The following is a 26859-nucleotide window of genomic DNA, read 5'->3' as shown; positions in this document are numbered from 1 at the left end:
GCCTCGCGCGTTTCACAGCCGGTACGCGGCGCCCGTGGGCGTCGCCCCGCGCGTGTCCAGCAGCAGCTGTGCCTTGACCGCCAGGCCCTGGAGGTCGTACGTGCGGTGGTGCTGGAGGAGCAGGGTGAGGTCGGCGCCGGCGGCGGCCTCGTAGAGGGAGTCCGCGCGGGGCACGGGCCGGCCGCGCACCTGCCACCGGGGGACGTGCGGGTCGTGGTACGTCAGGTGGGCGCCGAGCTCCAGCAGCCGGGCGGCGATCTCGCGGGCCGGTGAGCCCTCCTGGTCGGCGATGTCCGGCTTGTAGGTGACGCCGAGGAGCAGGACGCGGGCGCCGCGCGCGGACTTGCCGTGCTCGTTCAGGAGGGTGGCGCAGCGCTGGATGACGTACCGGGGCATCCGCCCGTTGACCTCCTGGGCGAGTTCGACCATGCGGAGCGGGTGACCGCCGGAGGCGCGGCCCTTGCCGGCGAGGTGGTGGGGGTCGACGGGCCCGGCGTGGCCGCCGACGCCGGGCCCGGGGCGGAAGGCCTGGAAGCCGAAGGGCTTGGTCTCGGCGCAGCGGATGACGTCCCAGAGATCCACGTCGATGTCGTGGCAGAGCACGGCCATCTCGTTCATCAGGGCGATGTTGACGTGCCGGTAGTTGGTCTCCAGCAGGCCGGCGGTCTCGGCCTCCTTGGGGCCGCGGGCGCGGACGACCTTGTCGGTGAGCCGGCCGTAGAAGGCGGCGGCGGCCTCGGTGCAGGCGGGGGTGAGGCCGCCGATGACCTTCGGGGTGTTGGCGTGCCCGTAGCGGCGGTTGCCGGGGTCGTACCGGGCGGGGGAGCAGGCGAGGTGGAAGTCGCGTCCCGCGGTGAGTCCGGAGCCCTGTTCCAGGAGCGGCCGGAGGAATTCCTCGGTCGTACCGGGGTACCCCGCCGACTCAAGGATCACCGTGGTGTGGGGGCGCAGATGGGTGGCGAGGGTGCGGGCGGCGTCGGCCACCGCGCGCAGGTCCAGGGCGCGGTCCTCGCCGAGCGGGGTGGGCGCGCAGATGACCGCGGTACGGACCCTGCCGAGCGCGGCGGGGTCGGTGGTGGTGCGGAAGCCGGCGGTGAGCAGCCGGCGCACTTCGGTGGGGGAGAGCGGGCCGTCGGCGCCGAGCGCCGCGGCCGTGTGGGGTTCGGGGGCGTATCCGATGGTGTTGAGGCCGGCGGCGACGGCGGCCTCGGCGAGGGGGAGGCCGATGTGGCCGAGTCCGATGACGGCGAGGTCTGCGGGCATGCTGGCCGTCCTTCCCGAGCGATTCCAGGTGACGCATAAGTAGACTAAGCCGACATTTGACCCGGACTGGGGATTGGTGGATCAAGGATGCGGAGTGGCGCCTTCCCACTCGGTCAGCGCGCGGAGGGTGGCTGGCCCCGCCGCCTCCGGACAGAATCGACTACGGGGTGTGGCAGCGATCACAGCACCGACCGAAACGGGAGGCAGTGGTGAGGACAGCGACACTGGGACCGGCCGAGCGCGCCGGCGCACTGGCACGAATGGCGGAACGCGAGCTGGACGTGCTGGTGATCGGCGGCGGAGTCGTCGGCGCGGGCACCGCTCTGGACGCGGTGACGCGCGGACTGTCCACCGGCCTGGTCGAGGCGCGGGACTGGGCCTCGGGCACGTCATCGCGCTCCAGCAAGCTGATCCACGGCGGGTTGCGCTATCTGGAGATGCTGGACTTCGCGCTGGTACGCGAGGCGCTGAAGGAGCGCGGGCTGCTGCTGGAGCGGATCGCGCCGCACCTGGTGAAGCCGGTGCCGTTCCTCTATCCGCTCCAGCACAAGGGCTGGGAGCGCTGGTACGCCGGCACCGGCGTGGCGATGTACGACGCGATGTCGATCTCCTCCGGGCACGGCCGCGGGCTGCCGGCCCACCGTCACCTCAGCCGTTCCGGCGCATTGCGGGTCGCGCCCTGCCTCAAGAAGGACGCGCTGGTCGGCGCCCTGCAGTACTACGACGCGCAGATGGACGACGCCCGATACGTCGCCACGATCGTGCGCACCGCGTCCGCGTACGGCGCCTCGGTCGCCAACCGGGCCCGGGTCGTCGGCTTCCTGCGCGAGGGCGAGCGGGTGGTCGGCGCGCGGGTGCAGGACGTGGAGGCCGGCGGCGAGTACGAGGTGCGCGCCCGGCAGATCGTCAACGCCACCGGCGTGTGGACCGACGACACCCAGGGGCTGATCAACGAGCGCGGCCAGTTCCACGTCCGCGCCTCCAAGGGCATCCACCTCGTCGTGCCGAAGGACCGCATCCACTCCACCACCGGGCTGATCCTGCGCACGGAGAAGAGCGTGCTGTTCGTCATCCCCTGGGGACGGCACTGGATCGTGGGCACCACCGACACCGACTGGGACCTGGACAAGGCGCACCCGGCCGCCTCCAGCGCCGACATCGACTACCTCCTGGAACATGTGAACGCGGTCCTCTCGACCCCGCTGACCAGGGACGACGTCGAAGGGGTCTACGCGGGCCTGCGGCCGCTGCTGGCCGGCGAGTCGGACGCGACGAGCAAGCTCTCCCGCGAGCACACCGTCGCGCACCCCGTGCCGGGCCTGGTCGTCGTCGCGGGCGGCAAGTACACGACGTACCGGGTGATGGCCAAGGACGCGGTGGACGAGGCGGTGCACGGGCTGGACCAGCGGGTCGCGGACTGCGTCACCGAGGACATCCCGCTGGTCGGCGCGGAGGGGTACAAGGCGCTGTGGAACGCGCGGGCGCACATCGCGGCGCGCACCGGCCTGCACGTCGCCCGTATAGAGCACCTGCTGAACCGCTACGGCTCGCTCGCCGAGGAGGTGCTGGCGCTGATCACCGACGATCCGTCGCTCGGCGCCCCGCTGGCCGCCGCCGACGACTACCTCCGCGCCGAGGTCGTCTACGCCTGCACCCACGAGGGCGCCCGGCACCTGGACGACGTGCTGACCCGGCGCACCCGCATCTCCATCGAGACCTTCGACCGGGGCACCCGCAGCGCCCGCGAGGTCGCCGAGCTGATGGCGCCGCCGCTGGGCTGGGACCAGGACCAGGTCGACCGGGAGATCGAGCACTACGAGAAGCGGGTCGAGGCCGAGCGGGAGTCCCAGCGGCAGCCGGACGACCTGACGGCGGACGCGGCCCGGCTGGGCGCGCCGGACATCGTGCCGCGGTAGCGCCGCTTCCGGGGACGCGTGCGTGCGGAGGGTGCGCGCCGTCCCCCGCGGAGCCGCCCCCTCGGGGCCTCGGATCCGCCCCTCGGGGCCCCGGATCCGCCCCTCGGGCCGTCAGCTCCGGGGACAGAACTCCGCCGTCAGCAGGGCGCGGATGCGCCGGGGCGCGTCCGGCTGATCGGTGTTCAGCCGCAGCGTCAGCACGTGCCGGCCGTCCCCGGTGGCCGCGGTCTGCGCGTACGAGCCGTTGATGTCGCCGTCGTGGCCCCAGACCGTCACGCCGCACGACAGCCGCGTGCCGTAGAGCCCCAGCCCGTACACCCCGTTCGTGTCCTTCTCGTCCCGCATCTGGACGAGCTGACGGGGCGGCAGCAGCCGGCCGCCGAGCAGCGCGCCGAAGAACCGGTTCAGGTCGCCGAGCGTCGTGACCAGCTCGCCCGCCGCGCCCGCCCGGCTGGGATCCAGCGCCGTACTGTCCACGCGCTCCTCGCCCACCTGCGAGTAGCCGCGCCCGTACGGCCGGGGCAGGCGCGGGTCCGTCCCGGGGAAGGAGGTGCCCGACAGGCCCAGCGGGGTGATGATCCGGTGCTCCGCCTCCGTGGCGTAGCCGTGCCCGGTGACCGCCTCGATGATCTGCCCCAGTACGAGGTAGTTGGTGTTGGAGTAGACGTACCGGTCGCCGGGCGCGTTCTCCGCCGGGTGGCCCAGCGCGGTCCGCAGCAGCTCGTCCGGGGTGTACGTGTCGTAGCGGTGGGCGGTGAAGCCGGCGCCGTGCAGCTCCCGCGAGAGCTCCGGGTCGGCGGTGTAGTTGTACAGGCCGCTGGTGTGGTCCAGCAGTTCGCGGACGGTGATGTCGCGCGGGTCCGTGGCGCCGGGCGTGAGCTCGGGCAGCAGCCGGCCGACGGTGTCGTCCAGGGAGAGCCGGTGCTCGGCGGTCAGCTGGAGCACGACCGTGGCGATGAACGTCTTGGTGAGGCTGCCGGCGCGGAAGTGGTCGGCGGGGGTGATGGGCCGGTCGGTCCGTACGTCGGCCACGCCCGCCGCGGCGAATCGGGCGGCGTACGCGTGGCCGTCACGGGTCGTCAGGGCCGCGGCCCCGGGAACCTCGCCCGCGGCCAGCGCGCGGACGGCCTTGGCGGTCGCCGGCTTCGTCGGTCGGGCCGTGTGCCGCGGCGCGGCCGGCGGTCCGGACGACTGCCGGGCGCGGGGCGGCGTGCGGCCGGGCGCCGGCTCCTTCGGCCCGGGGCGCGGCGTACGGGTCGTGGGTGGGGGCTCATCCGTTCCCGGGCCCGGCCGGTCGGCGGCCGGGGATCGCGCGCCGGGCGCACTCGGCACCGTGGTGTGTGCCGGGGCACGCTGGTGGGTGGCACATCCGGCCACAAGAAGCACGCCGAAGACAGCCGTCAGCGCCGCCACACGGCTAAAATTCACGGATCGCAAGGTCAATCAGGACTCCCGGTCGTCGGGCCCATCATGACGGGTGCCCAGCGCGTACTCCTGCTGGACCCGGGCCTTCCCCACCGCCGCGGATGAGGGAGAATGAAGGCTCTGCCAGGGTGGGTTGTCCGAGTTGGGGCAGTTTGGTGTTGAGGTTGCCAACTCGGCTGGATTGCAGAGGGGATTCAGTGGGCGACGAGGACGCCAAGGGCGCCAAGGACGGCGAGCCGGGCCGGCTGCTCGCCGGCCGCTACCGGCTGGCCGATGTCCTCGGCCGGGGTGGCATGGGCACGGTCTGGCGGGCGCGGGACGAGGTCCTCGGTCGCACGGTCGCGGTCAAGGAGCTGCGTTTCCCGGGCGGGGTCGAGGAGGACGAGAAGCGCCGCCTGATCACCCGTACGCTGCGCGAGGCGAAGGCGATCGCCAGGATCCGCAACAACGGCGCGGTCACGGTCTACGACGTGGTCGACGAGGACGACCGCCCCTGGATCGTCATGGAGCTGGTCGAGGGCCGCTCCCTCGCCGAGGTCATCCGCGACGACGGCGCGCTCACCCCGCGCCGCGCCGCCGAGGTCGGCCTCGCCGTCCTCGACGTGCTGTGCGCAGCGCACCGCGAGGGCATCCTGCACCGCGACGTGAAGCCGTCGAACGTCCTGATCGCCGAGGACGGCCGGGTCGTGCTCACCGACTTCGGCATCGCCCAGGTCGAGGGCGACCCCTCGGTCACCTCCACGGGCATGCTCGTCGGCGCGCCCTCGTACATCGCGCCGGAGCGCGCCCGCGGCCAGAAGCCCGGCCCGCCGTCCGACCTGTGGTCCCTGGGCGGCCTGGTGTACGCCTGCGTCGAGGGCGTGCCCCCGTACGACAAGGGTTCCGCGATCGCCACCCTGACCGCGGTGATGACCGAGCCGGTGGACCCGCCCAAGAACGCCGGCGTCCTCGAAGAGGTCATCTACGGCCTGCTGGTGAAGGACCCGGCGCAGCGGCTGTCGGCCGAGGGCGCCCGCGCGCTGCTCACGGACGCCGTCAACGCGCCCGAGGACACCGGCCCCAAGCCGCCCGAAAAGCCCGCCGAGGCGACGCGCATGATGGCGCTGCCGCCGAAACCCGCGGCACCGCCGAGACCCGCCGCCGCCTCCGCCGGCGCGGCCGCCGAGCCGGCCAGGGAGCGGATGCGCGGCGCCCTGAAGTCGGTACGCAACGCCGCGGCCGCCTCCACCACCCGTGCCGAGCCGGCGTCCGGCGGGGCGCCCGCGTCCGGCCGTACGCCGGTGGGAGTCGGCCGGGCCTCGCTGACCGACGTCGTACCGAAGCGCACCCTCGTCATCATCGCGGTGGTCGCCGTCCTCGCCGTGCTCGGCACCGTGCTCGCCTTCTCGCTGAGCGGCGGGGGCGACACGGGTAACAAGGGCGCGACCGGGGACCGGAAGACCGCCGAGGCGACCCCCGCGTCCGACGCACCGAAGTCCGACGGCAAGGCGGGCCCGCAGACCGACAGCGCGTCGCCGGACGCGTCGGCGAGCAGCGGGCCGGCCGATGAGGACGAGCCGGACGAGAACGAGAGCGACGGCAAGGACGTCCCGGCGGGCTTCGCGAACATCTCCAACGGCCGGTTCCACTTCTCGATGGCGATGCCGAAGGGCTTCAAGCAGACCGCCACGGCGGGCCAGGGTTCGGGCGCCATATACAGCGCGTCCGGCGGGTTCCCGCGCATTCAGGTCGATTACAACTCCAAGCCGTCGGCCGACGCGGCGGCGGCCTGGCGGAGCCTGGAGCCGGCGGTGCGCGGCAGCAGCTCCGGCTACCACCTCATCGGGATCAAGAAGGTCGACTGGCGGGACTATCCGACCGTCGCCGACTGGTCGTTCACCCGTGAGCAGCACGGTCAGAAGGTGCGCGTGCTGAACCGCGGCTTCAAGGCCGACGGCAGCCACGGCTACGCCATCATGATCTCCTGCAAGGCGGGTACCTGGCCGGACAAGGAGTGCCGGCAGCTCCGGGAGACCGCCTTCCGCACCTTCGCGGTGAAGGACTGAGCCCTCCTGTGAGGGACTGATCCTTCCGTTTCGCGTGTGACGCCGGTCCGTGCCCGCACCGGTGGCAGAAAGCTGCCGGGACGGGTGAGGACTGTTGCGCCGAGCGGTCCCCAGGCGCATCCGGGACACGTATCGTGGCACCGCATAGACCGTAGGCGGCCGTATATCGGCAGTATTGCGATCGGAACTGACCACGGACCGCTCCGCCGGGGGGTAGGAACGGTCCGTCAGGTGGCCGCGGCATCGCGCGCACTGGGGAGGCGTCGTGGACGAGTACGCGGGGCGAGTGCTCGCCGAGCGCTACCGCCTTCCGGTGCCGCCACCGGACGCGCCCGAACCGTCCCTGATCCGCGCGCTGGACACGCGCAGCGGACAGGAAGTGCTGATCCGTCAGGTCCCGCTCCCGGAAGTCGTGGATGCGGAGCTGGTCGACGACCACGGGCCCCACGACGCGTACGGCTACGACACGGACGGCGGGACCGGCCGGGGGTACGGCGGCGCGGGCGGCAGCCGGGGGCGGCGTACCGGAGCGGGCGCGGGGCACGGCGGTACGGGTGCGGGCTCGCGGGCCGACCGCGACCCGGCCGACCCCGTGGTGCGGCGCGCCCTGGAAGCCGCGACGGCCGCCGCGCGCCTTCCCGACCACCCCCGGCTCGACCAGGTCTTCGACGTCTTCGCGCAGGACGGCAGCCTGTGGATCGTCAGCGAACGGGTCCCCGCGCGCCCGCTGTCCGCGCTGCTCGCCGAGGAAACGCTGACCCCGCACCGCGCGGCCGAGATCGCCGCCGACGTCCTCACGGCCCTGCGCGCCCTGCACGCGCACGGCTGGACGCACCGCAACATCACCCCGCGCACGGTCCTCGTCTGCGACGACGGCCGCGTCGTCCTCACCGGCCTGGCCGCCGGCGCCGCGGAAGAAGCCCTCTGCGGCTACGACCCGACCCCCCGCGCCTCCGCCCCGCCCCCGGGTGCCACGCACCCGGGCGCCGTCCGTGAATGGCGCGCGGGCGGCACGAGGACAACCGACCGGAGCGGCCCGGGCGCGGGAGCTGGGGGCGGCCGGGGGGCGGATGACGGTCGAGGTACGGGTGCGGGAGGCGACCGGGAGGCGGGCGCGGGTGACGGCCGGACCGCGGGTGCGGGAGGCGGCTGGGATGCGGGTGTCGGCCGGACTGCGGGCGCGGGTGACGGTCGGAACGCGGGTGCGGGAAGTGGCCGGGATGCGGGTGACGGTCGGACTGCGGGTATGGGAGGCGGTCGGGACGCGGGTGACGGTCGGACTGCGGATGCGGGAAGCGGCCGGAATGCGGGTGCGGGAGCTTCCGGGAGCTCCGGGGTGGTCGGGGCGGCCGGGAGTGGTCAGGCGCCGCGGGCGGCCGGGCCGCGGGTGTCGGCGGCGGAAGGGGCCGGGCGCGGCGGGGTGACGCGGGCCGTGCCGGAGGCCGGACGGCAGCCGGGCCGGGGGGCCGAGGACGACCCGCGGCGGGCGCGGGCCGGGGCGATCGCCGCCTACCGGGCGGGGGCCACGGCGGCGCGCACCGCGCACGACACGCACGCGGCACAAGGTCTGCCGGACCAGGGAAACCGTTCCGCCAACCCGGCCGGCCCGCCCGACCAACCCAGCCCGCCGAGCGCGTTCGCCGCCCCGCAGTCGGGTGCCGTTCCGCCGGGGCCTCCCGGCGTACCGCAGCACCGGCCCGGCCCGCCGGGGCAGTCCGCCGCGCCGCAGGGCCGTCCGGCCGGGGCGACGCCCGGCACTCCGCAGCTGCCGCCCGGCCCGCCGGGGGTACCGCAACGGGGCCAGGCCGGCGGCGCCCAGCGGCAGGGGAACGGGGTGCCGCCCGCCGCACGACAGCCGGCCCGGCCCGGCAGCGCCACGTACGGCGGCGGACTGCCGGGTCCGGTGCGCCGCCCACAGAGCGGTACGCAGGCCCTGCCCACGAGCCCGACCGGGCCGGGCGCCGGCCCTGTCGGCCCGCCCGCATCGGGTCCGGGCACGGGCGCTGCGCCTCTCGGCCCGCCTGGGCCGCGTCCGCCGGCAGGGGGCCCGCCCGCGTCGGGTGGCGTTCCCGGGCCGCGCGCCGGCGCGCCGACCGGCACGCGGCCCGGCGCGGAGATCGGCGCGTACTCCGGCATGGTCACCGGCTCGGCCACCGGCTCGGTCGCCGGCGCGGGATCCGGGAGCGTGCTCGCGGCCGAGCGGGCGCGGCAGGCGCGGATCACCATGGTGGGCGCGGTCACCGAGCGCTGGGCCCCCGAGCAGGCCGGCCCCGTGCACGCCAACTGGCGGCTCGCGCCGCCCGTCGGACCCGCCACCGACCTCTGGGCGCTCGGCGCCCTGCTGTTCCGCAGCGTGCAGGGCCACGCCCCGTACCCCGAGGACAGCGCCGCCGAACTGGTCCAGTTGGTGTGCGCGCGCCCGCCCGCGCAGGCCGAGGAGTGCGGCGCGCTGCGCCCCGTGGTGGAGTCGCTGCTGCGTCAGGACCCGACCGATCGCCCGGACTTCGAGGAGCTGCGCGGCTGGCTGAGCTCGCTGGTCCGTACGGCGCCGGAGCCGGACGCGGGGCAGGCCGTGGTGACCGTGCCGGCCCTCGGGCCGAACGGCGATCCGCGCCGGCTGCCGATCGTGCGGCGCCGCGGTGAGCTCGTACGCCGTGGCCGGCACAAGAAGCCGCGCCCGGGCCGGGGCGAGCGCCCGCACAAGCCCGCGCCGCCCCGCGCGGCCCGACCCGCGGCCCGGCCCACGCCGGCGCCCCCCGCGCGCCCCGCACCGCCACCTCCGCCGCACCACTACGACGGCTTCCGTGAGCACGAAGGCTCGCGCGAGCACGGCGGCCTCCGTGAGCGCGAGGAATTCCGTGAACACGAGGGTTTCCGTGGTCAAGGAAGTGCCTTCCTTGACCAGGAGAGCGGCTTCCGTGACCACGACGGTCCCCGTGGGCGCCGGCGGGAGCCGCAGCCGGGCCGCGACCGAGCGCCCCGCGGCGGCCCCCGGCGGCTGGGCATGCTGCTGCTCGGCCTCGTACTGCTGCTGGTCGTCGGGGCGGTACTGATCGCCGTGCTCTTCCTGCCCGAGTCCGGCTCGGACACGGGCGCCTCCGGGGGCGTGCGGAGCGCCGGCCCCAGCGGAGCCGCGACCGGTGCGCACGCGCCCGACCCGGCGCGGTCGCGACCGGGGAGCACGGGCCCCGGGAGCAGCCACTCCCAGACCACGGCGCCGGCCGGCCTCGCCGACGGCTTCGAGATGCGCGACGACCCCGAGGGCTTCCGGATCGCCGTGCGCAAGGGCTGGCAGCGGCACGCCAAGAACGCCCGGGGACAGGTGCGGTACACCAAGGGCGGCTTCACGCTGATCGTCGTGCCGGGCCGGGACACCGCGAAGCGGTACGGCTCCGACCCGATGGCGTACCAGCAGGACAAGGAGGCGGAGCTGGCGTCGTTCCGGGACGCGAGCTGGACTTCGACCTCGGGGGTGCGGCGTACCGACGTCGGCCGCACATCCATGGCCGAGGGCACGTTCACCTGGGGCGAGGACAGCGACGCCGCGACGTACGCGCGCAACATGGCGCTGCTGGACAAGGGCCGTTACCACCTCGTCCTGGCCATCGGCCCGGACCGAGACCGGGCCGAGGTGGACCGCTTCTACGAGCAGGCGTCCACGTCCTTCCGCCCCTGAGGCGCCCCGCTCTCCGCCGCCTCGCTCCCCGTCGCCCCGCACGTGCCCGTCACCCCGCATGCGCCCGGCGTGAAGCGGGCGCGCAGCTCGGCCTTGAGCACCTTGCGCAGCGTCGCGCCCCGGGGGAGCGCGTCCACCACCTCCACCCGTTCGGGCAGCTTGTGCGGGGCGAGCCCGCGCTCCCGTAGCCACGCGCCCAGCGACTCCGTTGTGACCTCGGCCCCGGCCTCCTCCCCGGCCCCGGCCCCGGTCCGCCGTTCCACGACCGCGCACACCAGTTCCCACAGCGTCTCGGCGGTCAGACGCCCGTCCCTCCCACGTATCTGACGCCACGTCAGGTTTAATCGCGAGCGTAGGGCTGTGCGCCTTGTCTGTCCAGAGGGCGGGGGTTAGCCTGCACCTGACGGTCATCTGACGGGTCATCAGAAAACGACAGGGGAGTCCGATGGAGCTACCGCGCATCATCAGCGTCGACGACCACGTCATCGAACCCGCGCACCTCTTCGAGACCTGGCTGCCGGAGAAGTACCGGGACCGCGGGCCCAAACCCCTGACCGCCGGCATCGGCGAGCTGGAGTACGTGGGCGGCAGGTACGTCATCACCATGGACCCCGAAGGACCGCCCACCGACTGGTGGCTCTACGAGGACCTGAGGTTCCCGTACAAGCGCAACATCGCCGCCGTCGGCTTCGACCGCGACGAGATGACCCTGGAGGGCATCACCCGCGCCGAGATGCGCCCCGGCTGCTGGGACCCGGCCGAGCGGCTCAAGGACATGGACCTCAACCACGTCGAGGCGTCCCTCTGCTTCCCGACCTTCCCCCGTTTCTGCGGCCAGACCTTCGCGGAGGCGCACGACAAGGAGGTCGCGCTGGCGTGCGTGCGGGCGTACAACGACTGGATGGTCGAGGAGTGGTGCGGTGACAGCGGCGGCCGGCTGATCCCGCTGTGCATCATGCCGCTCTGGAACATCGACCTCGCCGTCGCCGAGGTGCGGCGCAACGCGGCGCGCGGCGTGCGTGCGGTGACGTTCAGCGAGATCCCCACCCACCTCGGCCTGCCGTCCATCCACAGCGGCTACTGGGACCCCTTCTTCGCCGTCTGCGAGGAGACCGGCACGGTCGTCAACATGCACATCGGGTCCAGCTCCCAGATGCCCGCCGCCTCCCCGGACGCGCCGCCCGCCGTCCAGGCCTCGCTGTCCTTCAACAACGCGATGGCCTCGATGATGGACTTCCTGTTCAGCGGCGTCCTGGTGCGGTTCCCGCGGCTGAAGCTGGCCTACAGCGAGGGCCAGATGGGCTGGATCCCGTACGCGCTGGAACGGGCCGACGACGTGTGGGAGGAGCACCGGGCCTGGGGCGGGGTGCGCGACCTGATCCCCGAGCCGCCCTCGACGTACTACTACCGGCAGATCTTCTGCTGCTTCTTCCGGGACAAGCACGGGGTCGCCTCGCTGGACGTGGTCGGCCGGGACAACGCGACCTTCGAGACGGACTACCCGCACGTCGACTCGACCTTCCCGCACACGAAGGAGGTCGCGCTCGACCACGTGAAGGGGCTGGACGACGAGACCACGTACAAGCTGATGCGCGGGAACGCCATCCGTATGCTGGGCCTGGACTTCGACCGGGTCCGCTGATGGACCTCACGTACACGGCCGAGGAGGAGTCCTTCCGCGCCCGGCTGCGGGCGTGGCTCTCCGAAGTGCTGCCGAAGCTGCCCCCGAAGCCCGCCGCGGCCGACTGGCCCGGTCGCCGGGCGTACGACACGGCCTGGCAGCGGATGCTGTACGACGCCGGATACGCGGGACTGCACTGGCCGGCCGACGCCGGCGGGCGTGGTGCGACGCCCACCCAGCACCTGATCTTCCTGGAGGAGACCGAACGCGCGGGCGCGCCGTACGTAGGAGCGAACTTCGTCGGCCTGCTGCACGCCGGGCCGACCGTCGCCGCCGAGGGCACGGCGGAGCAGCGCGCCCGCTGGCTGCCGCCGATCCTGCGCGGCGAGGAGATCTGGTGCCAGGGCTTCAGCGAGCCGGCGGCCGGGTCCGACCTGGCTGCGCTGCGCACGAAGGCGGTGCGGGACGGCGACTTCTATGTGGTCAGCGGCAGCAAGCTGTGGACCTCGCACGCCGAGGTCGCCGACTGGTGCGAACTGCTGGTCCGCACCAACCCCGGAGCGCCCCGGCACCGGGGCATCAGCTGGCTCGCGATGCCCATGGACGCGCCCGGCATCACCGTGCGCCCACTGCGTACGCTCGCCGGCTCGACGGAGTTCGCCGAGGTCTTCCTCGACGAGGTGCGGGTGCCGGTCGCGAACCGGGTGGGGGCCGAGAACGACGGCTGGCGCGTGACGATGGTGACCCTCTCCTTCGAACGCGGCACCGCCTTCGTGGGCGAGGTGGTGGCCTGCCATCGGGTGCTGGCCGCGCTGGCCCGTACGGCGCGCGGGAACGGCCGCTGGGACGACGCGGTGCTGCGGCGCCGGCTGGGGCGGCTGGCCGCGGAGTTCGCCGCGCTGTGGCGGCTCACGCAGTGGAACGTCAGCGCGGCCCAGGCGGGCGGCGGGGTGCCGGGCGTCGGCGGCTCCGTCTTCAAGCTGCGGTACTCGCACGCCCGGCAGGAGCTGTACGACGCGGCCGCCGAGGTGCTGGGCGCCGGGGCGCTCGACGCGGACCACGAGTGGGTCGCCGACCGGCTCTCGTCCCTCTCGTACACGATCGCGGCCGGCACCTCCCAGATCCAGCGGAACATCGTCGCCGAGCGGATCCTCGGCCTCCCGAAGGGACGCTGACCGTGGACTTCCAGCTCTCCGAAGACCAGCGGGCGCTGCGTACCGGCGTCCGCGAGCTGCTCGCCGGGCGGTTCCCCACGGAGCGGCTGCGGGCCGCGGTGGCCGCGTACGAGGCGGCGGGCGACGGGCCCGTGCTGGACCGCGGCCTGTGGCGTGAGCTGGCCGGCGCGGGCTTCTTCTCGCTGCTGCTGCCCGAGGCGGCGGGCGGTACCGGGCTCGGGCCGCAGGAAGCGGTCCTGGTCATGGAGGAGGCCGGGCGGGCGCTGCTGCCGGGCCCCCTGGTGGCGGGGGTGCTGCTGGCGGGCGCCGTGGACGGGGCGGCGACCGGCGAGCGGATCGCGGGGCTGTGCGACGCGACGGCGGCGCCCGTGCTGTGGGACCACCCGGCCGACTGCGACGAGGTGATCGTGGTGGGGGCCGACGCCGCCCACCGGTACGCGGCCGGGGAGCTGCGGACGGCGGCGGTGCGCTCGGTCGACCCGCTCACGCCGCTCGCCCGGCTCCTCGACGGCCCGTCCGGCGCGCCGTACGCGGTGGACGTGGGCCGGCTCCGTCGCGACGCCGCGCTGCTGACCGCGGCGCAGCAGCTGGGCGGCGCCGTGCGCGCGCTGGAGGCGGCGGTGGCGTACGCGCGGCAGCGGGAGCAGTTCGGGGCGCCGATCGGCTCCTTCCAGGCCGTCAAGCACCTGTGTGCGGAGATGCTGGTACGGGTGGAGGTCGCCCGGAGCGCCGTCTACGCGGCGTCCGTCACCGGCGACCCGGTCGAGGTGGCCGGCGCGAAGCTGCTCGCCGACGAGGCCGCCACGGGCAATGCCCGGGACTGCCTACAGGTGCACGGCGGAACGGGATTCACCTGGGAGGCGGACGTGCACCTCGCCTTGAAGCGCGCCTGGCTCCGCGCGGCGGCCTGGCAGACGGTGGCGGACGGAACGGAAACGCTGGCCGAGGCGCTGACCGACGGTCATATCGTTCTGTGACCGTCGTTGGGTGGAATGTCGGACTCCGCACGCATGAGCGGTCACGCAGCGTCGATATCGGGTTGTGTCCTCCGCGTGACTTGTTACGCGGGGGAGTCGGCGTGCGGCTCGGGTACGCTCGCTCAGGTGCGAGTGGTTCTGAGGCGCAACCACCCCGGCGTTGCCTGCGAGGCACCCCCGGGGCGCGGGATGCGTACCGCTGGCACCGGGCGGGGGCCCGCGAAACCCCCGCGTTCGACTCCCCGCACTGCGCGTCGCACAGTATGCAGCACGCATACTCCCTTCCGCTGGAATATGCCTGAAGCGCTTGTTGGGGTGACTGAACGTCAACCATGCTGTGCTTCGCCGGGGTCACGCACCGTGATCCCGTGGAGGCGCGAGGCGATGTTTCCGCCGGTTCGGATGGTGTGAGCGGTGCAGGTGCTTCAGGTGCAGTTGGAGGTACGACCCGACCCCGCTGAGGTCGGCCGGGCCCGCAGGTGGGCCCGGTCGCGGCTGACCGGGTCCGGCATAGGGGTCGACGAGCCACTGGCGGAGACGTTGATCCTGCTGGTCTCCGAACTCGTCACCAATGCCGTGGTGCATGCCGGCTCGCCCGCCGAGCTGCGGCTGTGCTTCTCCGGGACGGGGCCCGTGGTCGGGACCGTACGGCTGGAAGTGGTGGACGGCAGCGCCCGGCCGCCGCGGCAGCGCCGCGCGGAGGGCGACGACACCAACGGCCGCGGGCTGGAGCTGGTCGACGGCCTGGCCGACCGCTGGGGCTGGCAGCCCGAAGGGCCGGGCAAGCGCATCTGGTGCGAGGTGGACCGCGGCCGTTCGGTGCTGCGGGGAGCGGGCGCGGAACCCGCGGCGGCGGCCGCGTACGAACTGCCGTGCGCCCTGACGAACAGGGTGTGACCGAAAAAGTCCAGACCAGGTGTTGACGTCCCGTGGCAGCTTGATCACGCTTGGGTTCAGCGATTCGCCGTGAGGGGACGCCGAGGGTACGGGGGAGACGCCCCCTTGGCGAGTGCGGGTCGCGCCCGGAGCCAGGTGGCGGTCCGCGGTGCCGCGCTCGGGGTGCGCATGAGCGCACCGCCACCTCGGCCGGTGCCCCCGGAGGGAGCTCCTGCCGTCCGGCTCCCGCTACAGCACCGCCACGGGCGCGACCGGCGCCCCCGTCCCCCCGGTGAACGGCTCGGCCACCGCCGAGAGCAGGAACGCGTAGCGCCGCTCGGCCGCGCAGGCCGCCGACAGCTCCTCCAGGTTCCAGTTCTGGCCCTGCAGCATCCCCATCTCGACCAGGTGCAGCGCGTGCACCGGCAGCCACAGGTCCTCGATCTCCGGCGGGAAGATCTCGAAGGTGAGGGTGTCCGTGGCGACCGCGGCGACGTCGCGGGCGTGGAACCACTCCGGGGCGCGGACCGACAGCCCCGGTGAGGGGAACGCGTAGCCCTGCTTGTCGCCCGCCAGGTAGCGCCGCAGCTGCCCGGTGCGTACGAGGACCACGTCGCCGGCGCGTACGGCCGTGCCGGCCAGCTCCTCCGCCGCCGCCAGGTCCTCCGGGGTGACGGCGTGCGCGCCGTCCAGCGGCTGGTCGCCGCCGCCGGCCCGTACGCGTGCCACGTCCAGCAGCACCCCGCGGGTCACGACCGACGGCACCTTCTCGATGCCGAGCGCGGTGGCGCCCGCGTGGGCGGTGACGGTGCCGGCCGGGCGGCCGTTGTAGAGCCGCCCCGAGTGCGAGACATGGCTGAGGCCGTCCCAGTGGGTGGCCGCCTGCAGGCCCATGGTCACCGCGTCGTCGCTGGTGGCGACCGTGTCGGGGCCGAACATCTCGTGGTTGATCGCGACCATCGTGTGCAGCGGGTTGACCCGCCCCGGTATGGCGCCGGTCTGCACGCCGTCCTGCTGGAGCGGCAGCGCGAGGGGGATGCGCAGGCCGCTGCGTACGGTCGCGGCGGCGGCGCGCACCACGTCCCCGGTGATCAGGTTCAGGGTGCCGATCTCGTCGTCCGGGCCCCAGCGGCCCCAATTGTTCACACGTCGGGCGATGTCGTGGAACTCCTGCGGCAGGGGCATGTGCCCTCCTCGGATGATTCGGCCGTGGGGCTTGTCTTCGTACCGCGTCTGCTCAAAAATCTAACGGTCCGTCAGAAACTGCGGGAAGGGGCTCGGTATGGGGAACTTCTTGACCGGCAAGGTGGTCGCCGTCACCGGTGCCGGCCGCGGCATCGGGCGCGCGGTGGCCCTGGCGGCCGCCGCCGAGGGCGCCAAGGTGATCGTCAACGACCACGGCGTCTCGGTGGACGGCAGCGAGCCAAGTAGCGAGGTCGCCGCCGGCGTGGTCAAGGAGATCGAGGCGGCCGGCGGGGAGGCCGTCGCGGTCGCCGACGACGTGGCCACCATGGACGGCGGGCAGCGCATCGTGGACACCGCCCTCGCCCGGTACGGACGCATCGACGGCGTGGTCTGCGTGGCCGGCATCCTGCGCGAACGGATGCTCTTCAACATGTCCGAGGCGGAGTGGGACCCGGTGCTCGCCGTTCACCTCAAGGGGACGTTCACCGTCTTCCGGGCCGCCGCCGCGGTGATGCGCCGCCAGAAGGCCGGCACCCTCATCGGCTTCACCAGCGGCAATCATCAGGGCAGCGTCTCGCAGGCCAACTACTCCGCAGCCAAGGGCGGCATCATCTCCCTCGTGCGCAGCGCGGCGCTGGGGCTGCACAAGTACGGCGTGACCGCGAACGCGGTGGCGCCCGTCGCGCGCACCCGGATGTCCGCAGGCGTCCCCATGGAGCTCAAGGAGATCGGCGAGCCCGAGGACGTCGCGGCCCTCGTCGTCTACTTGTTGAGCGACCGCGCCAAGGAGGAGCGGATCACCGGGCAGGTGTACACCGTCGCCGGGCCGAAGATCGCGGTCTGGGCCCAGCCCCGGGAGCTGCGCGCCGCGTACTCCGAGGGCGCGTGGACCCCCGAGAAGCTCGCCGACCTCCTCCCGGGGACGGTCGGGACCGACCCCATGCCGATGCTGGCCAGGCTGGCGGAAATGGCCGCGGCGGCGACGGCCGGGGACCGGCCCCATGCCTGACCGGGCGCGGGCGGCCGGGGGGAGCCGGGGAGAGGGGACGCCGTGCGTGGCGTGATCTTCGACGGACAGGCGCCGCAGGTCGTCACCGACCTGGAGGTGCGCGCCCCGGGCCCGGGCGAGGTGCTGGTCGCCCTCCGTGCGGCGGGGCTGTGCCACAGCGACGTGTCGGTGGTCGACGGGACGATCCCCTTTCCGGTGCCGGTCGTCCTGGGCCACGAGGGCGCCGGGGTCGTGGAGGCCGTAGGCGACGGCGTGTCGCACGTGGCACCGGGCGATCACGTCGCGCTGTCCACGCTCGCCAACTGCGGGACGTGCGCGGAGTGCGACCGGGGGCGGCCCACGATGTGCCGGCAGGCGATCGGCAGGCCCGGCAGGCCGTTCCGCCGTGGCGGGACGCGGCTGTTCAACTTCGCCGCGAACTCCGCCTTCGCCGAGCGCACGGTCGTCAGCGCCGTCCAGGCCGTGAAGATCCCCGCGGACCTCCCGATGGCGTCCGCCGCGCTCCTGGGCTGCGGCGTGCTGACCGGTGTCGGCGCCGTGCTCAACCGCGCCCGGGTGGGCCACGGCGAGTCGGTGGTGGTCCTCGGAGCGGGCGGCATCGGCCTGAACGTCCTGCAGGGGGCCCGGATCGCGGGCGCGACGACGATCGTCGCGGTCGACGCGAACCCGGCGAAGGAGGCGGCGGCCCGGCGGTTCGGCGCGACGCACTTCGTGGACGCCTCGGCCGAGCCGGACACCGTCGCGGCCGTACGCGCCGTCCTGCCGACCGGCGCCGACCACACCTTCGAGTGCGTGGGTGACGTACGGCTGATCCGGCAGGCGGTCGACCTGCTCGACCGGCACGGCCAGGCGGTCCTGCTGGGCGTCCCGCCGGCCGACGCGGAGGCCTCGTTCCTGGTGTCCTCGATGTACCTGGACAAGGCGATCCTGGGCTGCCGGTACGGCTCCTCGCGGCCGCAGCACGACATCGCCCGCTACGCCGCCCTGTACCGGGCCGGGCGGCTGCTGCTGGACGAACTGGTGACCCGTACGTACCCGGTGGAGGACTTCGCGGCGGCGGTCGCGGACGCGGAGGCGGGACGGGTGGCGCGGGGAGTGCTGCTGTTCTGATCAGCCGATCCCCCCGGTGGCCCGATCCTGATGGACCATGGCCATCAGGCCACTCGTCACCGGCAAGCCGCTGCCGGAAGCTGATCCGGTGACGCAGACTCCAGACCTCCGAGAAGCCCTGCCGGCGGCGGTACCGCCCACCGGGCGCCGCCGGCCGCACCGCGCGTGGTCCGTCGCCGCGGTCACCTTCCTCACCCTCGTGGGCGCCGCCGGCTTCGCCTCCCTCCCGGGCCTGCTGATCGAGCCGCTGCACGAGGAGTTCCACTGGCCGCGCGGCACCATCGGGTTCGCGGTCTCGGTCAACCTCGCCCTGTACGGGCTCACGGCCCCGTTCGCCGCCGCGCTGATGGACCGCTTCGGCATCCGCCGGGTCGTGGCCTGCGCGCTCGCCGTGATCGCGGCGGGCGCCGGGCTCACCGTATGGATGACCACCTCCTGGCAGCTGACCCTCTACTGGGGCGTCCTCGTCGGCCTCGGCAGCGGTTCCATGGCGCTGGCCTTCGCCGCGACCGTCACCGGCCGCTGGTTCGTGGCGCGGCGCGGCCTGGTCACCGGCATCCTCACCGCCGGGGGCGCCTCCGGGCAGCTCGTCTTCCTGCCGCTGCTGTCCTGGATCGTGGAGAGCCACGGCTGGCGCCCCGCGGCCGTCACGGTGACGCTGACCGCCCTCGCTGTCGTGCCGCTGGTGTGGCTGCTGCTCCGTGACCACCCCGCGGACGTGGGCCTGGCACCGTACGGCGCGAGCGAGTTCGTGCCCCGGCCCGCGCCTCGCCGAGGGGCCGCCCGGCGCACGCTGAAGGCGCTCGCCAACGCCGCGCGCACCGGCCCCTTCTGGTTGCTCGCCGGCTCCTTCGCGATCTGCGGCGCCACCACGAACGGCCTGGTCAAGACGCACTTCGTGCCCGCGGCTCACGACCACGGCATGCCGATGACGCTGGCCGCCTCGTTGCTCGCGGTCATCGGCATCTTCGACATCCTCGGGACGGTCGCCTCCGGCTGGTTCACCGACCGCTTCGACAGCCGCCGGCTCCTCGCCGCGTACTACGGGCTGCGCGGCGTCTCCCTGATGTTCCTGCCGATGCTGCTGTCGGACGCCGTGCACCCGCCGATGCTCTTCTTCATCGTCTTCTACGGCCTCGACTGGGTCGCGACCGTGCCGCCCACGATTGCGCTGTGCCGCGAGCACTACGGGGAGGACGCCGCGATCGTCTTCGGGTGGGTCCTGGCCTCCCATCAAGTGGGCGCGGCGCTCATCGCCTTCGTGGGCGGCCTGGTCCGCGACACCCTGGGGACGTACGACCCGGTCTGGTACGGCTCCGGAGCGCTGTGCGCGCTGGCGGTCCTGATGGCGCTGGTGATCCGGCGCCGCGTCAGTCCCGCAACGCCCTGAACTCCCCGAATTCGCCCCGGTGGAAGAGCAGTGGTCCCGCGGCTGCCGCGGCGTCGTCCGTGCCGAGTGCGTCCACCCGGCCCACGACGACGAGGTGGTCGCCGCCGGTGTGGACGGCGTGCACGGTGCAGTCGATCCACGCCGGTACGCCCGCCAGCAGCGGCGATCCGCTCGCCGGGGCCGGGGTGTGGCGGACGCCGGCGAACTTGTCGGCGCCACTGACCGCGAAGGCGCGGCACAGCGCGCCCTGATGGGCGCCCAGGACGTTCACGCAGAAGACCCCGGCCCGGGCGAGCCGTGGCCAGGTCGCCGACGTGCGCGCCACCATGAAGGCCACCAGCGGCGGGTCCAGGGACAGCGAGGCGAACGACTGGCAGGCGAAGCCGGCGGGCGCGGCGCCGGCCGCCTCGCCGGGGGCCGTGACGACCGTGACGCCGCTCGCGAAATGGCCCAGCACGCGCCGGAATTCGGCGCGGTCGACCGGGGCCCGCTCGTCCTCGCGCACGGCCCGCAGGGCGGGCCCTGCGGCCGTTCCCGGGCCGCCGGGCGAGGCGTCGGGGCCGGGCGTCGCGGCGGCCGAGGTGGCGGCGCCCGCCGCGCGCAGATAGCGCACCGCAGTGGCCGCCATGCCGGCATGTCCCATCATGCTGCGCTCCCTTCCGTCCTCCTCATTGAAACTGATGCACCGTCAGATGGGTAGTGACGGGGCGCGCGGTGCTGGGCGGGCCGCGCGGGCGGCGCCGGGTGGCGGATCGGCGGTGGACCGAATGTTTGTCGGTATTCGGCCGGTTGGCCGCGGATCATGCCGGGTATCTCCCTCACGGTCGCACCCGTATCGGATTCGGGGGAGAGTTCCACCTCATGGCCGATGCGATGCCGTCGTCGCCCTTTCCGTCGCCGTCCTTCGACGACGTCTTCAGCGGACTGCTCCCGCGGCTCTACCGGCGCGCTGTGTTGCTGGCGGGCTCCCGGCAGTCGGCGGAGGACATCGTGCACGAGACGTACCTGAAGCTCGCCGCGCGCCCGTACCGCTTCCTGGCCCACCCGGAGCCGTACGCCCGCGCCTTCACCGCGCTGCTGAGCGTCGCACGGGAGGCGCACCGCAGGGAGCGGCGACAGGCGCTGATCGGCGAGGGCGGGCCGGAGGACGGGCCCGGCAGCGGCGCGCTCATGCGCGAGCTGCCCGGGACCGGCTGGGACGGCCGGCGGGAGCGCCGGCAGGCGGAGCTGGAGGCGGTGCGGCTGCTGAGCCGGCTCACGCACCGCCAGGCAGGCCTGGTCATCCTCGTCGACCTGGACGGCTACACCCTCGGGAAGGCCGCCAGGATCATGAAAGTGCAGCGGTGCACGGCGGCCCGGCACCGAAAGCGCGCCCTGGAGCGGTTACGGGAATACCTCGCCGCTTCGCCGTACGACCTCGCGGGGAGGTGAGCACATCGTGGAGCGGAACGACACGGGCAACACGCACGTGGACCCCGGCAACGGCCCGGCGGACCCGGGGGACGGGCCCATGGGCCCGGGCAATGACCGGGGCGGCCCCGGCGGCGGGCGGCGGAGCCACCGGAGCGGGTATCGGAACGGCCGCGGGCGGCGGGCTGCTGAAACGATATTGCGCGAGCGTCTCCGCGCCGCCGACGAGGAAATCCAGCCACCTCCCGGGCTGTGGGCCCGCATCGCCGAATCCGCGCCCGCTCCGGGGGCGCCGCGCAGCCCCCTGTCGTACCTGCGCAGGCGTCCGCAACTGATGACCACGCTGTTCGTCGTCGCGGCGCTGGCGCTGGGCTTCGGGGTGTGGCGGCTGGTGGGTACGGGCGGCGAGCGCCCGGCGCCGCCGGGGCCCGGCACGGGGCTGGCGGTCACGGTCCACCACAGCGACCCGACGTGCGAGAAGGCGCGCACCGACCGGTGCGCGCTCCGCCTGGCGCGCGACCCGCACCAGGCGTACTCCGCACCGGGCAACGCGGCGGGCCGGGTCTGGAACGGCGATCGACTGGCCACGGAGTGCGTCATCACCGACGGCCGCCTCGTGCGGGACAGGACCGGCGCGGCCTCCCACCGTTGGTACCGGGTGACGTCCGTGGAGGGCGCCGAGGGCTGGCTGCCGGCCGTCCACACCCGCGACGTCCAGCAGGTGCCGCTCTGCCCCACCGACCAGACGTAGGCGCGGGCCCGGTGCGGCACATGAAGGCGCACGGCTCACTGAAGGGCACTGAAGGGCACTGAAGGGCGGGGTCAGCGGCCGCGGTACACGGGGGAGCGGCGCGCCACGAAGGCCGCCACCCCCTCCTGCGCGTCCGCCGTCGTCATGTTGATCTCCTGAGCGGTGGCCTCGGCGGCGAAGGCCGTGGCGCGATCGGCCTCCATAGAGGCGTTGACCAGCTGCTTGGTCAGGGCGAAGGCGCGCGTCGGGCCGGCCGCCAGCCGGTCCGCCCAGGCGCCCGCTGCCGTCGCCAGGTCGCCGTCCGGCACGACCCGGTTGACCAGGCCGATCCGTTCGGCCTCGGCGGCCGGTACCGCGTCGCCGAAGAACATCAGCTCCTTGGCCCGCTGCGGCCCGATCAGCCGGGGCAGCAGGTACGCGCCGCCGCCGTCGGGCACCAGTCCACGGCGCGCGAACACCTCGATGAACACCGCGGATTCGGCCGCGAGGACCAGGTCGCAGGCGAGCGCCAGGTGCGCGCCGAGGCCGGCGGCGGTGCCGTTCACCGCCGCCACGACCGGCTTCTCGCAGTCCATGACCGCGGCGATCAGGCGCTGCGCGCCCTGCCGGATCATCCGCGCCACGTCGCCCGCGACCCGCTCACCGGTGCCGGTCCCGTTCGGTCCCGTCTCACCGCCGTTCGGACCCTTACCGCTGCCGCCTCCGCCGCGGAGGTCGGCGCCCGCGCAGAACGCCCGACCGGTGGCGGTGATCACCACGGCTCGCACGGCCGGGTCGGCGGAGGCTTCCGCGAGCCGTGCGACGAGGCGTTCCCGCTGGTCGGCGGTGAGGGCGTGCAACGCCTGCGGGCGGTTGAGGGTGATCCACAGCACGCCGTTGTCAGTGGTGCGGAGTATCAAGGAATCGGAGGTCCCACCGGGACCGTCGGGGGAGGTCGTCATGGTCGGGCAGCTCCGGTTTCGAGTGCGGGCGGACTCGCGAGGGCGGACGCGGCTGAGTGAGCGATGGCGTACGGCGGGCGCGGGTGTGCGGCGTTCAGTGGCAGAAGGCGAGCGCGTCGAGCGCCACGGCGCCCTGCCCCTTCGGCAGGACGACCAGCGGGTTGATGTCGAGCTCGGCCAGTCCGTCGCCCAGCTCCAGCGCCATCCGCTGGACCCGCAGCATGACCTCGACCAGCGCGTCGGTGTCGGCCGGCGCCGCCCCCCTGACCCCTTCCAGCAGCGCGGCGCCCCGCAGCCGGCCGAGCGCCGCGCGCGCCTGGTCCTCGCCGAAGGGCGGCACCGCCACCGCCGTGTCCCGCAGGACCTCGACGAGCACGCCGCCCAGCCCGACGGTCACGGTCGGCCCGAAGAGCGGGTCCGGCGTCACCCCGACGACCATCTCCACCCCCGGCTCGACCAGCTGGCACACCAGCACGCCGTCCAGCGGCAGGTCTTCGTGGCGCGCGATGTCCGCCAGCTCGCGGTAGGCGTCCCGTACCTGACTGGCCGAGGTCAGCCCGATCCGGACCAGGCCCAGCTCGCTCTTGTGGGCCAGCCGCGGGCCGGAGGCCTTCATGACGACGGGGTAGCCGATCTGCGCCGCCGCCCGGACGGCCCCCGCCGCACTGGTCACCAACTGCTCGCGGGGCACGCGGATCCCGTAGGCGCGCAGCAGCTGCTTCCCCGCGTGCTCGCTGAGCTGCTCGCCCGGGCGCAGCAGCGTCTGCGCCTTCCGTGCGGACGGCGAGGGGATGCGCGGCGCGTCCTCGAAGGGGGAGCGGTAGGAGGCGGCGAAGCGGTGGTGCTCCAGGTGGGCGCGGACGGCCGTGATGCAGTTCGCGAAGGTGCGGAAGGTGGCGACGCGGGAGGAGCCGAGCAGGGTGCGCCGGTAGGCGTCCTCGGTGCCGACGGGCGAGCCCCACACCACGCACACCAGCTTGTCCGTCTGCTCCGCCGCGTCCACCAGGTCCTGCGCGAGCTTGTCGCTCATCGGCGGGAAGGGGCCGGTGATCGGGCAGATGAGTACGCCGACGGAGGGGTCGGCGAGGATCGCGTCGATGATCTTCCGGCCGCGCAGGTCGCCGACCGGGTGGCCGCCGTTGTCGATCGGGTTGGCGACGCCGAGGTGGTCCGGGATCCACTGGTGCAGCTCCCGCTGCTTCTCCTCGCCGAGCGTGGGCAGGCACAGCCCCGCCGCGGTCGCCAGGTCGGCGAAGTGCGCGCCGGTGCCGCCCGATATCGAATAGACGGCGACCCCTTCGGCGGCCGGCGGCCGGGCCCTGGCGAGCAGCGCGGCGGTGTCCTGCAGCTCGTCCAGGCCGTCCACGCGGACCACGCCGAACTGCCGCATCGCCGCGTCCACCACCTCATCGGCACCGGTGAGCTTGCCGGTGTGCGAGGCGGCGGTGCGGGCGCCGGCCTCGGTGCGGCCGACCTTGACGGCGACCACCGGGACCTTCTTGCGGGCCGCGTGGTCGGCGGCGAGCAGGAAGCTGCGGCCGTCCTTGAACCCTTCCACGTATGCGGCGATGGCGCCGACCTCCGGTCGGGAGGCGAAGTAGGAGAGGAAGTCCGCGGTCTCCAGGTCGGCCTCGTTGCCGGTGGGGGCCCAGTGGGAGAGACGGATGCCGAGTTCCTGCAGGGCGAAGACGGGGCGGCCCTGGTGCCCGGACTGGGTGATCAGCGCGATCGCCGGCCCGTCCAGGTCCTCGCGGAACGTCTCGAACGCGTTGAGGTTGGTGTTCGGGCCGAGCAGCCGGATGCCCGAGCGGGCCGCGGCCGCGGCCAGCCGTTCCTGGGCGGCCGCGCCGTCCGCGCCGATCTCGGCGAAGCCGGAGGCGAAGGCGACCGCGAACGTGGTCCCGGTGCCGGCCAGTTCCTCGATGACCGGTAGCGGGTCGGCGACCAGCAGGACGGCGAGATCGACCTGTTCCGGCAGGTCGGAGACGGAGGCGTGACAGGGCAGTCCGAAGACCGTGGCGCGGCCCGGATTGACCGGGTGGAGGCGGGTGCCGACCCGTTCGGCCCAGTCGACCAGCCGGCGGGTGATGCCGGTGTGCGGCCGCCCCTCGCTGTCCGAGGCGCCGACGACGGCCACGGAGCCGGGCCGGAAGAAGCGGTCCAGGTCCGGTACGGCCGCGGTGAGCGGGCGCCCGCTCACGTCCAGGTCGCCGGCGCTGCCCGGGCCGCCGCCGGCGCCCGTACCGGCCCCGGCGCCGGCACCCGGGGGGCCCGCCGTCCCGTGCACGGCCTGCGGCGTCGTGCCGCCGCAGGCCACGACCCGGGCGGGCCGCGAGTGCGTGGTGAGGGTGCCATGAGTGGATCCCAGCATCGCTTCGCCGCTCCCGTCTGACCGCCGTCACGCATCTGACGCTCAGTCAGGTTACCGAACTGACGGCCAGTCAGGAATGGGTCGGTCGGGAATGCCGGTACCGACCGTGCTCCGTCACGCCCTCCCGCGGTTGAGCCTCTTGCGTACCGCTTCCCGCTCCGCTGAACTGTCACCACTGGAGCTACCTGACGGCCCGTCAGGAAAATGGCTCCGCGGGAGGTGCGATGCAGCAGACGATCTGGCTCGGCGGCGCTGAATGGCTCGCCGTGCTCCGTATCGGCCTGGGCCTGTGGTGGCTGGAGAGCTGGCGCCACAAGGACAAGAAGGCCTGGTTCGAGCGGGGTACGGGCATCGCGTGGGCCGCCGACGTGGCGGGCAGGCACCGGTGGGCCGCCGTACGCCAAGGCTTCGACGTGGTCGTACGGCCCCGCCCGAAGGTGATGGCGCACGTCGTCGTCCATGCCGAGCTCGCGCTGGGGCTCGGCCTCGTCCTCGGCTTCCTCACGCCGGTCGCGCTGGTCGCCGGGGTGCTGCTCAACCTGCTCTACCTCGTCCTGATGATCCACGATTGGGCCGAGCAGGGCCAGAACTCGATGATGGCCCTCATCTCGCTCGTCGCCCTCGGCGCGATGGGCTGGCAGACCTGGTCGCTCGACGCCGCGCTGGGACTCTTCCTGTGAAGGGGGCTCTTCCGATGACCGGTACCGCTCCTCGGTACGACCTGCCGGAGATCGACGCCTTCACCCGGCCGTACTGGGACGCGGCGGCGGACGGACGGCTGCTGGTCCGGCGCTGCCGGGCCGCCGGCTGTGGCGTGGCGCACCACTACCCGCGGGAGTTCTGCCCGCGCTGCTGGAGCGAGGACGTGAGCTGGGAGGCGGCGAGCGGCCGCGCCACGCTGTACACCTGGTCCGTGGTGCACCGGAACGACCTGCCGCCGTTCGGCGGCCGCGTGCCGTACACGGCCGCCGTCGTGGACCTCGCCGAAGGGCCGCGGATGATGACCGAGGTCGTGGACTGCCCCGAGGCGGAGCTGCGGATCGGCATGGAGCTGCGGGTCTGCTTCCGCACGGACGGCGGGGGCGGGCCCGCCGTCCCGGTCTTCCGGCCCGCGCCCCGGCGGCCGGAGTCCGGCGGCGCCCTCCGATAACCAGTGGCAGCACGCAGCACCAGGAGGCACCCTGGGCGGATGCGGATCAGAGAAGCCACCGCCGAGGACTGGGACGCCGTGTGGCCGTTCTTCCACGCGATCGTGGCCGCCGGCGAGACGTATTCGTACCCGCGCGACCTCGACAAGGAGGCGGGCCGTGCGCTGTGGATGCTCGGTCCACCCGGCCGTACGGTCGTGGCGGTCGACGAGGACGGCACGGTCCTGGGCTCGGCCAAGATGAACCCCAACCACATGGGCCCGGCCTCGCACGTCGCCGGGGCGAGCTTCATGGTCGACCCGGCGCACGGCGGCAAGGGGGTCGGCCGGGCCCTGGGCGAGTACGCGCTCCGCTGGGCACGCGCCGAGGGGTACCGAGCGATGCAGTTCAACGCCGTCGTGGAGACCAACACGGGCGCCGTGGCCCTGTGGCGGTCACTGGGCTTCGAGATCATGACGACCCTGCCGGAGGCCTTCCACCACCCGACGAAGGGCTACGTCGGGCTGCACATCATGTACCAGCGGTTCTGACGGCCCCGGCCGCGCGGGCGGCCGCACGGCCACCGGCCCG

Annotated in this window: 22 protein-coding genes; 15 read left to right on the top strand and 7 right to left on the bottom strand. The window is 74.0% G+C overall.

Annotated elements, in window-relative coordinates:
- Window positions 1-12: 12 nt before the first annotated feature.
- Complete coding sequence (locus tag IF20_RS09990) at window positions 13-1263, bottom strand: nucleotide sugar dehydrogenase (RefSeq protein WP_052864731.1); 1251 nt, start codon at window positions 1261-1263, stop codon at window positions 13-15.
- 209 nt (window positions 1264-1472) lie between these two features.
- Between IF20_RS09990 and IF20_RS09985 the strand changes: the two genes are divergently transcribed.
- Window positions 1473-3179, top strand: a complete 1707-nt coding sequence (locus IF20_RS09985) for a glycerol-3-phosphate dehydrogenase/oxidase (RefSeq protein ID WP_110944060.1) — start codon at window positions 1473-1475, stop codon at window positions 3177-3179.
- 111 nt (window positions 3180-3290) lie between these two features.
- Here the strand turns inward: IF20_RS09985 and IF20_RS09980 are convergent, their stop codons facing one another.
- Window positions 3291-4607, bottom strand: a complete 1317-nt coding sequence (locus tag IF20_RS09980; protein ID WP_234426593.1) for a serine hydrolase domain-containing protein — start codon at window positions 4605-4607, stop codon at window positions 3291-3293.
- Window positions 4608-4801: 194 nt separating this feature from the next.
- Here IF20_RS09980 and IF20_RS09975 point away from each other — a divergent pair, with 194 nt between their 5' ends.
- Together IF20_RS09975 and IF20_RS40460 are read left to right on the top strand one after the other, a co-directional pair.
- On the top strand, window positions 4802-6649 hold the full coding sequence (locus tag IF20_RS09975; protein WP_052864728.1) for a serine/threonine-protein kinase: 1848 nt from the start codon (window positions 4802-4804) through the stop codon (window positions 6647-6649).
- Between the two features lie 265 nt (window positions 6650-6914).
- Window positions 6915-10325, top strand: coding sequence for a protein kinase (locus IF20_RS40460; protein ID WP_052864727.1), 3411 nt, complete (start codon window positions 6915-6917; stop codon window positions 10323-10325).
- Here the strand turns inward: IF20_RS40460 and IF20_RS39075 are convergent.
- Window positions 10292-10588, bottom strand: a complete 297-nt coding sequence (locus IF20_RS39075; RefSeq protein WP_199896548.1) for a hypothetical protein — start codon at window positions 10586-10588, stop codon at window positions 10292-10294. The two genes, IF20_RS40460 and IF20_RS39075, sit on opposite strands and share 34 nt — an antisense overlap.
- A 182-nt stretch (window positions 10589-10770) precedes the next feature.
- On the opposite strand from IF20_RS39075, the gene IF20_RS09960 reads away from it, so the two are divergent.
- The 4 genes from IF20_RS09960 to IF20_RS09945 all read left to right on the top strand — a co-directional run bounded on the left by IF20_RS09960 (window position 10771) and on the right by IF20_RS09945 (window position 14995).
- Window positions 10771-11967, top strand: a complete 1197-nt coding sequence (locus IF20_RS09960) for an amidohydrolase family protein (protein ID WP_052864725.1) — start codon at window positions 10771-10773, stop codon at window positions 11965-11967.
- A complete protein-coding gene (locus tag IF20_RS09955; protein ID WP_052864724.1) occupies window positions 11967-13121 on the top strand; it encodes an acyl-CoA dehydrogenase family protein in 1155 nt (384 codons plus the stop codon). The genes IF20_RS09960 and IF20_RS09955 overlap by 1 nt, the downstream gene beginning before the upstream one ends.
- A 2-nt stretch (window positions 13122-13123) precedes the next feature.
- Window positions 13124-14098, top strand: a complete 975-nt coding sequence (locus IF20_RS09950) for an acyl-CoA dehydrogenase family protein (RefSeq protein ID WP_052864723.1) — start codon at window positions 13124-13126, stop codon at window positions 14096-14098.
- A gap of 414 nt (window positions 14099-14512) precedes the next feature.
- Window positions 14513-14995: an ATP-binding protein gene (locus IF20_RS09945; protein ID WP_052864722.1), complete on the top strand. Its 483-nt coding sequence runs from the start codon at window positions 14513-14515 to the stop codon at window positions 14993-14995.
- Window positions 14996-15223: 228 nt separating this feature from the next.
- Here the strand turns inward: IF20_RS09945 and IF20_RS09940 are convergent, their stop codons facing one another.
- A complete protein-coding gene (locus IF20_RS09940; RefSeq protein WP_052864721.1) occupies window positions 15224-16159 on the bottom strand; it encodes a cyclase family protein in 936 nt (311 codons plus the stop codon).
- Between the two features lie 97 nt (window positions 16160-16256).
- Here IF20_RS09940 and IF20_RS09935 point away from each other — a divergent pair, with 97 nt between their 5' ends.
- From IF20_RS09935 to IF20_RS09925, 3 genes are read left to right on the top strand one after another with little or no spacing between them, the layout of a single operon-like run.
- Window positions 16257-17168 (top strand): SDR family oxidoreductase, encoded by a 912-nt coding sequence (locus tag IF20_RS09935; RefSeq protein ID WP_052864720.1) that lies wholly within the window; start codon window positions 16257-16259, stop codon window positions 17166-17168.
- 42 nt (window positions 17169-17210) lie between these two features.
- Window positions 17211-18278: a Zn-dependent alcohol dehydrogenase gene (locus IF20_RS09930; protein WP_052864719.1), complete on the top strand. Its 1068-nt coding sequence runs from the start codon at window positions 17211-17213 to the stop codon at window positions 18276-18278.
- 37 nt (window positions 18279-18315) lie between these two features.
- Entirely contained in the window at window positions 18316-19668 is a 1353-nt protein-coding gene (locus tag IF20_RS09925) for an MFS transporter (RefSeq protein ID WP_110944033.1), read from the top strand.
- Here the strand turns inward: IF20_RS09925 and IF20_RS09920 are convergent.
- A complete protein-coding gene (locus tag IF20_RS09920) occupies window positions 19649-20311 on the bottom strand; it encodes a flavin reductase family protein (RefSeq protein ID WP_234426601.1) in 663 nt (220 codons plus the stop codon). The two genes, IF20_RS09925 and IF20_RS09920, sit on opposite strands and share 20 nt — an antisense overlap.
- A 218-nt stretch (window positions 20312-20529) precedes the next feature.
- Between IF20_RS09920 and IF20_RS09915 the strand changes: the two genes are divergently transcribed.
- Entirely contained in the window at window positions 20530-21099 is a 570-nt protein-coding gene (locus tag IF20_RS09915; protein ID WP_234426592.1) for an RNA polymerase sigma factor, read from the top strand.
- Between the two features lie 7 nt (window positions 21100-21106).
- A complete protein-coding gene (locus IF20_RS09910; protein WP_234426591.1) occupies window positions 21107-21829 on the top strand; it encodes an anti-sigma factor in 723 nt (240 codons plus the stop codon).
- A gap of 71 nt (window positions 21830-21900) precedes the next feature.
- Here IF20_RS09910 and IF20_RS09905 read toward each other — a convergent pair whose 3' ends face one another.
- Both IF20_RS09905 and IF20_RS09900 read right to left on the bottom strand, forming a co-directional pair.
- Complete coding sequence (locus IF20_RS09905; protein WP_052864716.1) at window positions 21901-22770, bottom strand: enoyl-CoA hydratase/isomerase family protein; 870 nt, start codon at window positions 22768-22770, stop codon at window positions 21901-21903.
- A 94-nt stretch (window positions 22771-22864) separates the two neighbouring features.
- Window positions 22865-25141, bottom strand: coding sequence for an acetate--CoA ligase family protein (locus IF20_RS09900; protein ID WP_052864715.1), 2277 nt, complete (start codon window positions 25139-25141; stop codon window positions 22865-22867).
- 224 nt (window positions 25142-25365) lie between these two features.
- On the opposite strand from IF20_RS09900, the gene IF20_RS09895 reads away from it, so the two are divergent.
- Genes IF20_RS09895 through IF20_RS09885 form a run of 3 tightly spaced genes read left to right on the top strand, consistent with a single transcriptional unit; the run spans window position 25366 to window position 26819 of the window.
- On the top strand, window positions 25366-25821 hold the full coding sequence (locus tag IF20_RS09895) for a hypothetical protein (protein ID WP_052864714.1): 456 nt from the start codon (window positions 25366-25368) through the stop codon (window positions 25819-25821).
- A 14-nt stretch (window positions 25822-25835) separates the two neighbouring features.
- A complete protein-coding gene (locus tag IF20_RS09890) occupies window positions 25836-26291 on the top strand; it encodes a Zn-ribbon domain-containing OB-fold protein (RefSeq protein ID WP_052864713.1) in 456 nt (151 codons plus the stop codon).
- Window positions 26292-26330: 39 nt separating this feature from the next.
- A complete protein-coding gene (locus IF20_RS09885; RefSeq protein WP_052864712.1) occupies window positions 26331-26819 on the top strand; it encodes a GNAT family N-acetyltransferase in 489 nt (162 codons plus the stop codon).
- Window positions 26820-26859: the final 40 nt, after the last annotated feature.

Origin of the sequence: Streptomyces niger (assembly GCF_000718305.1) — a bacterium.
Lineage (GTDB): Bacteria > Actinomycetota > Actinomycetes > Streptomycetales > Streptomycetaceae > Streptomyces > Streptomyces niger.
This window is presented reverse-complemented; position numbering and strand designations above follow the sequence as displayed.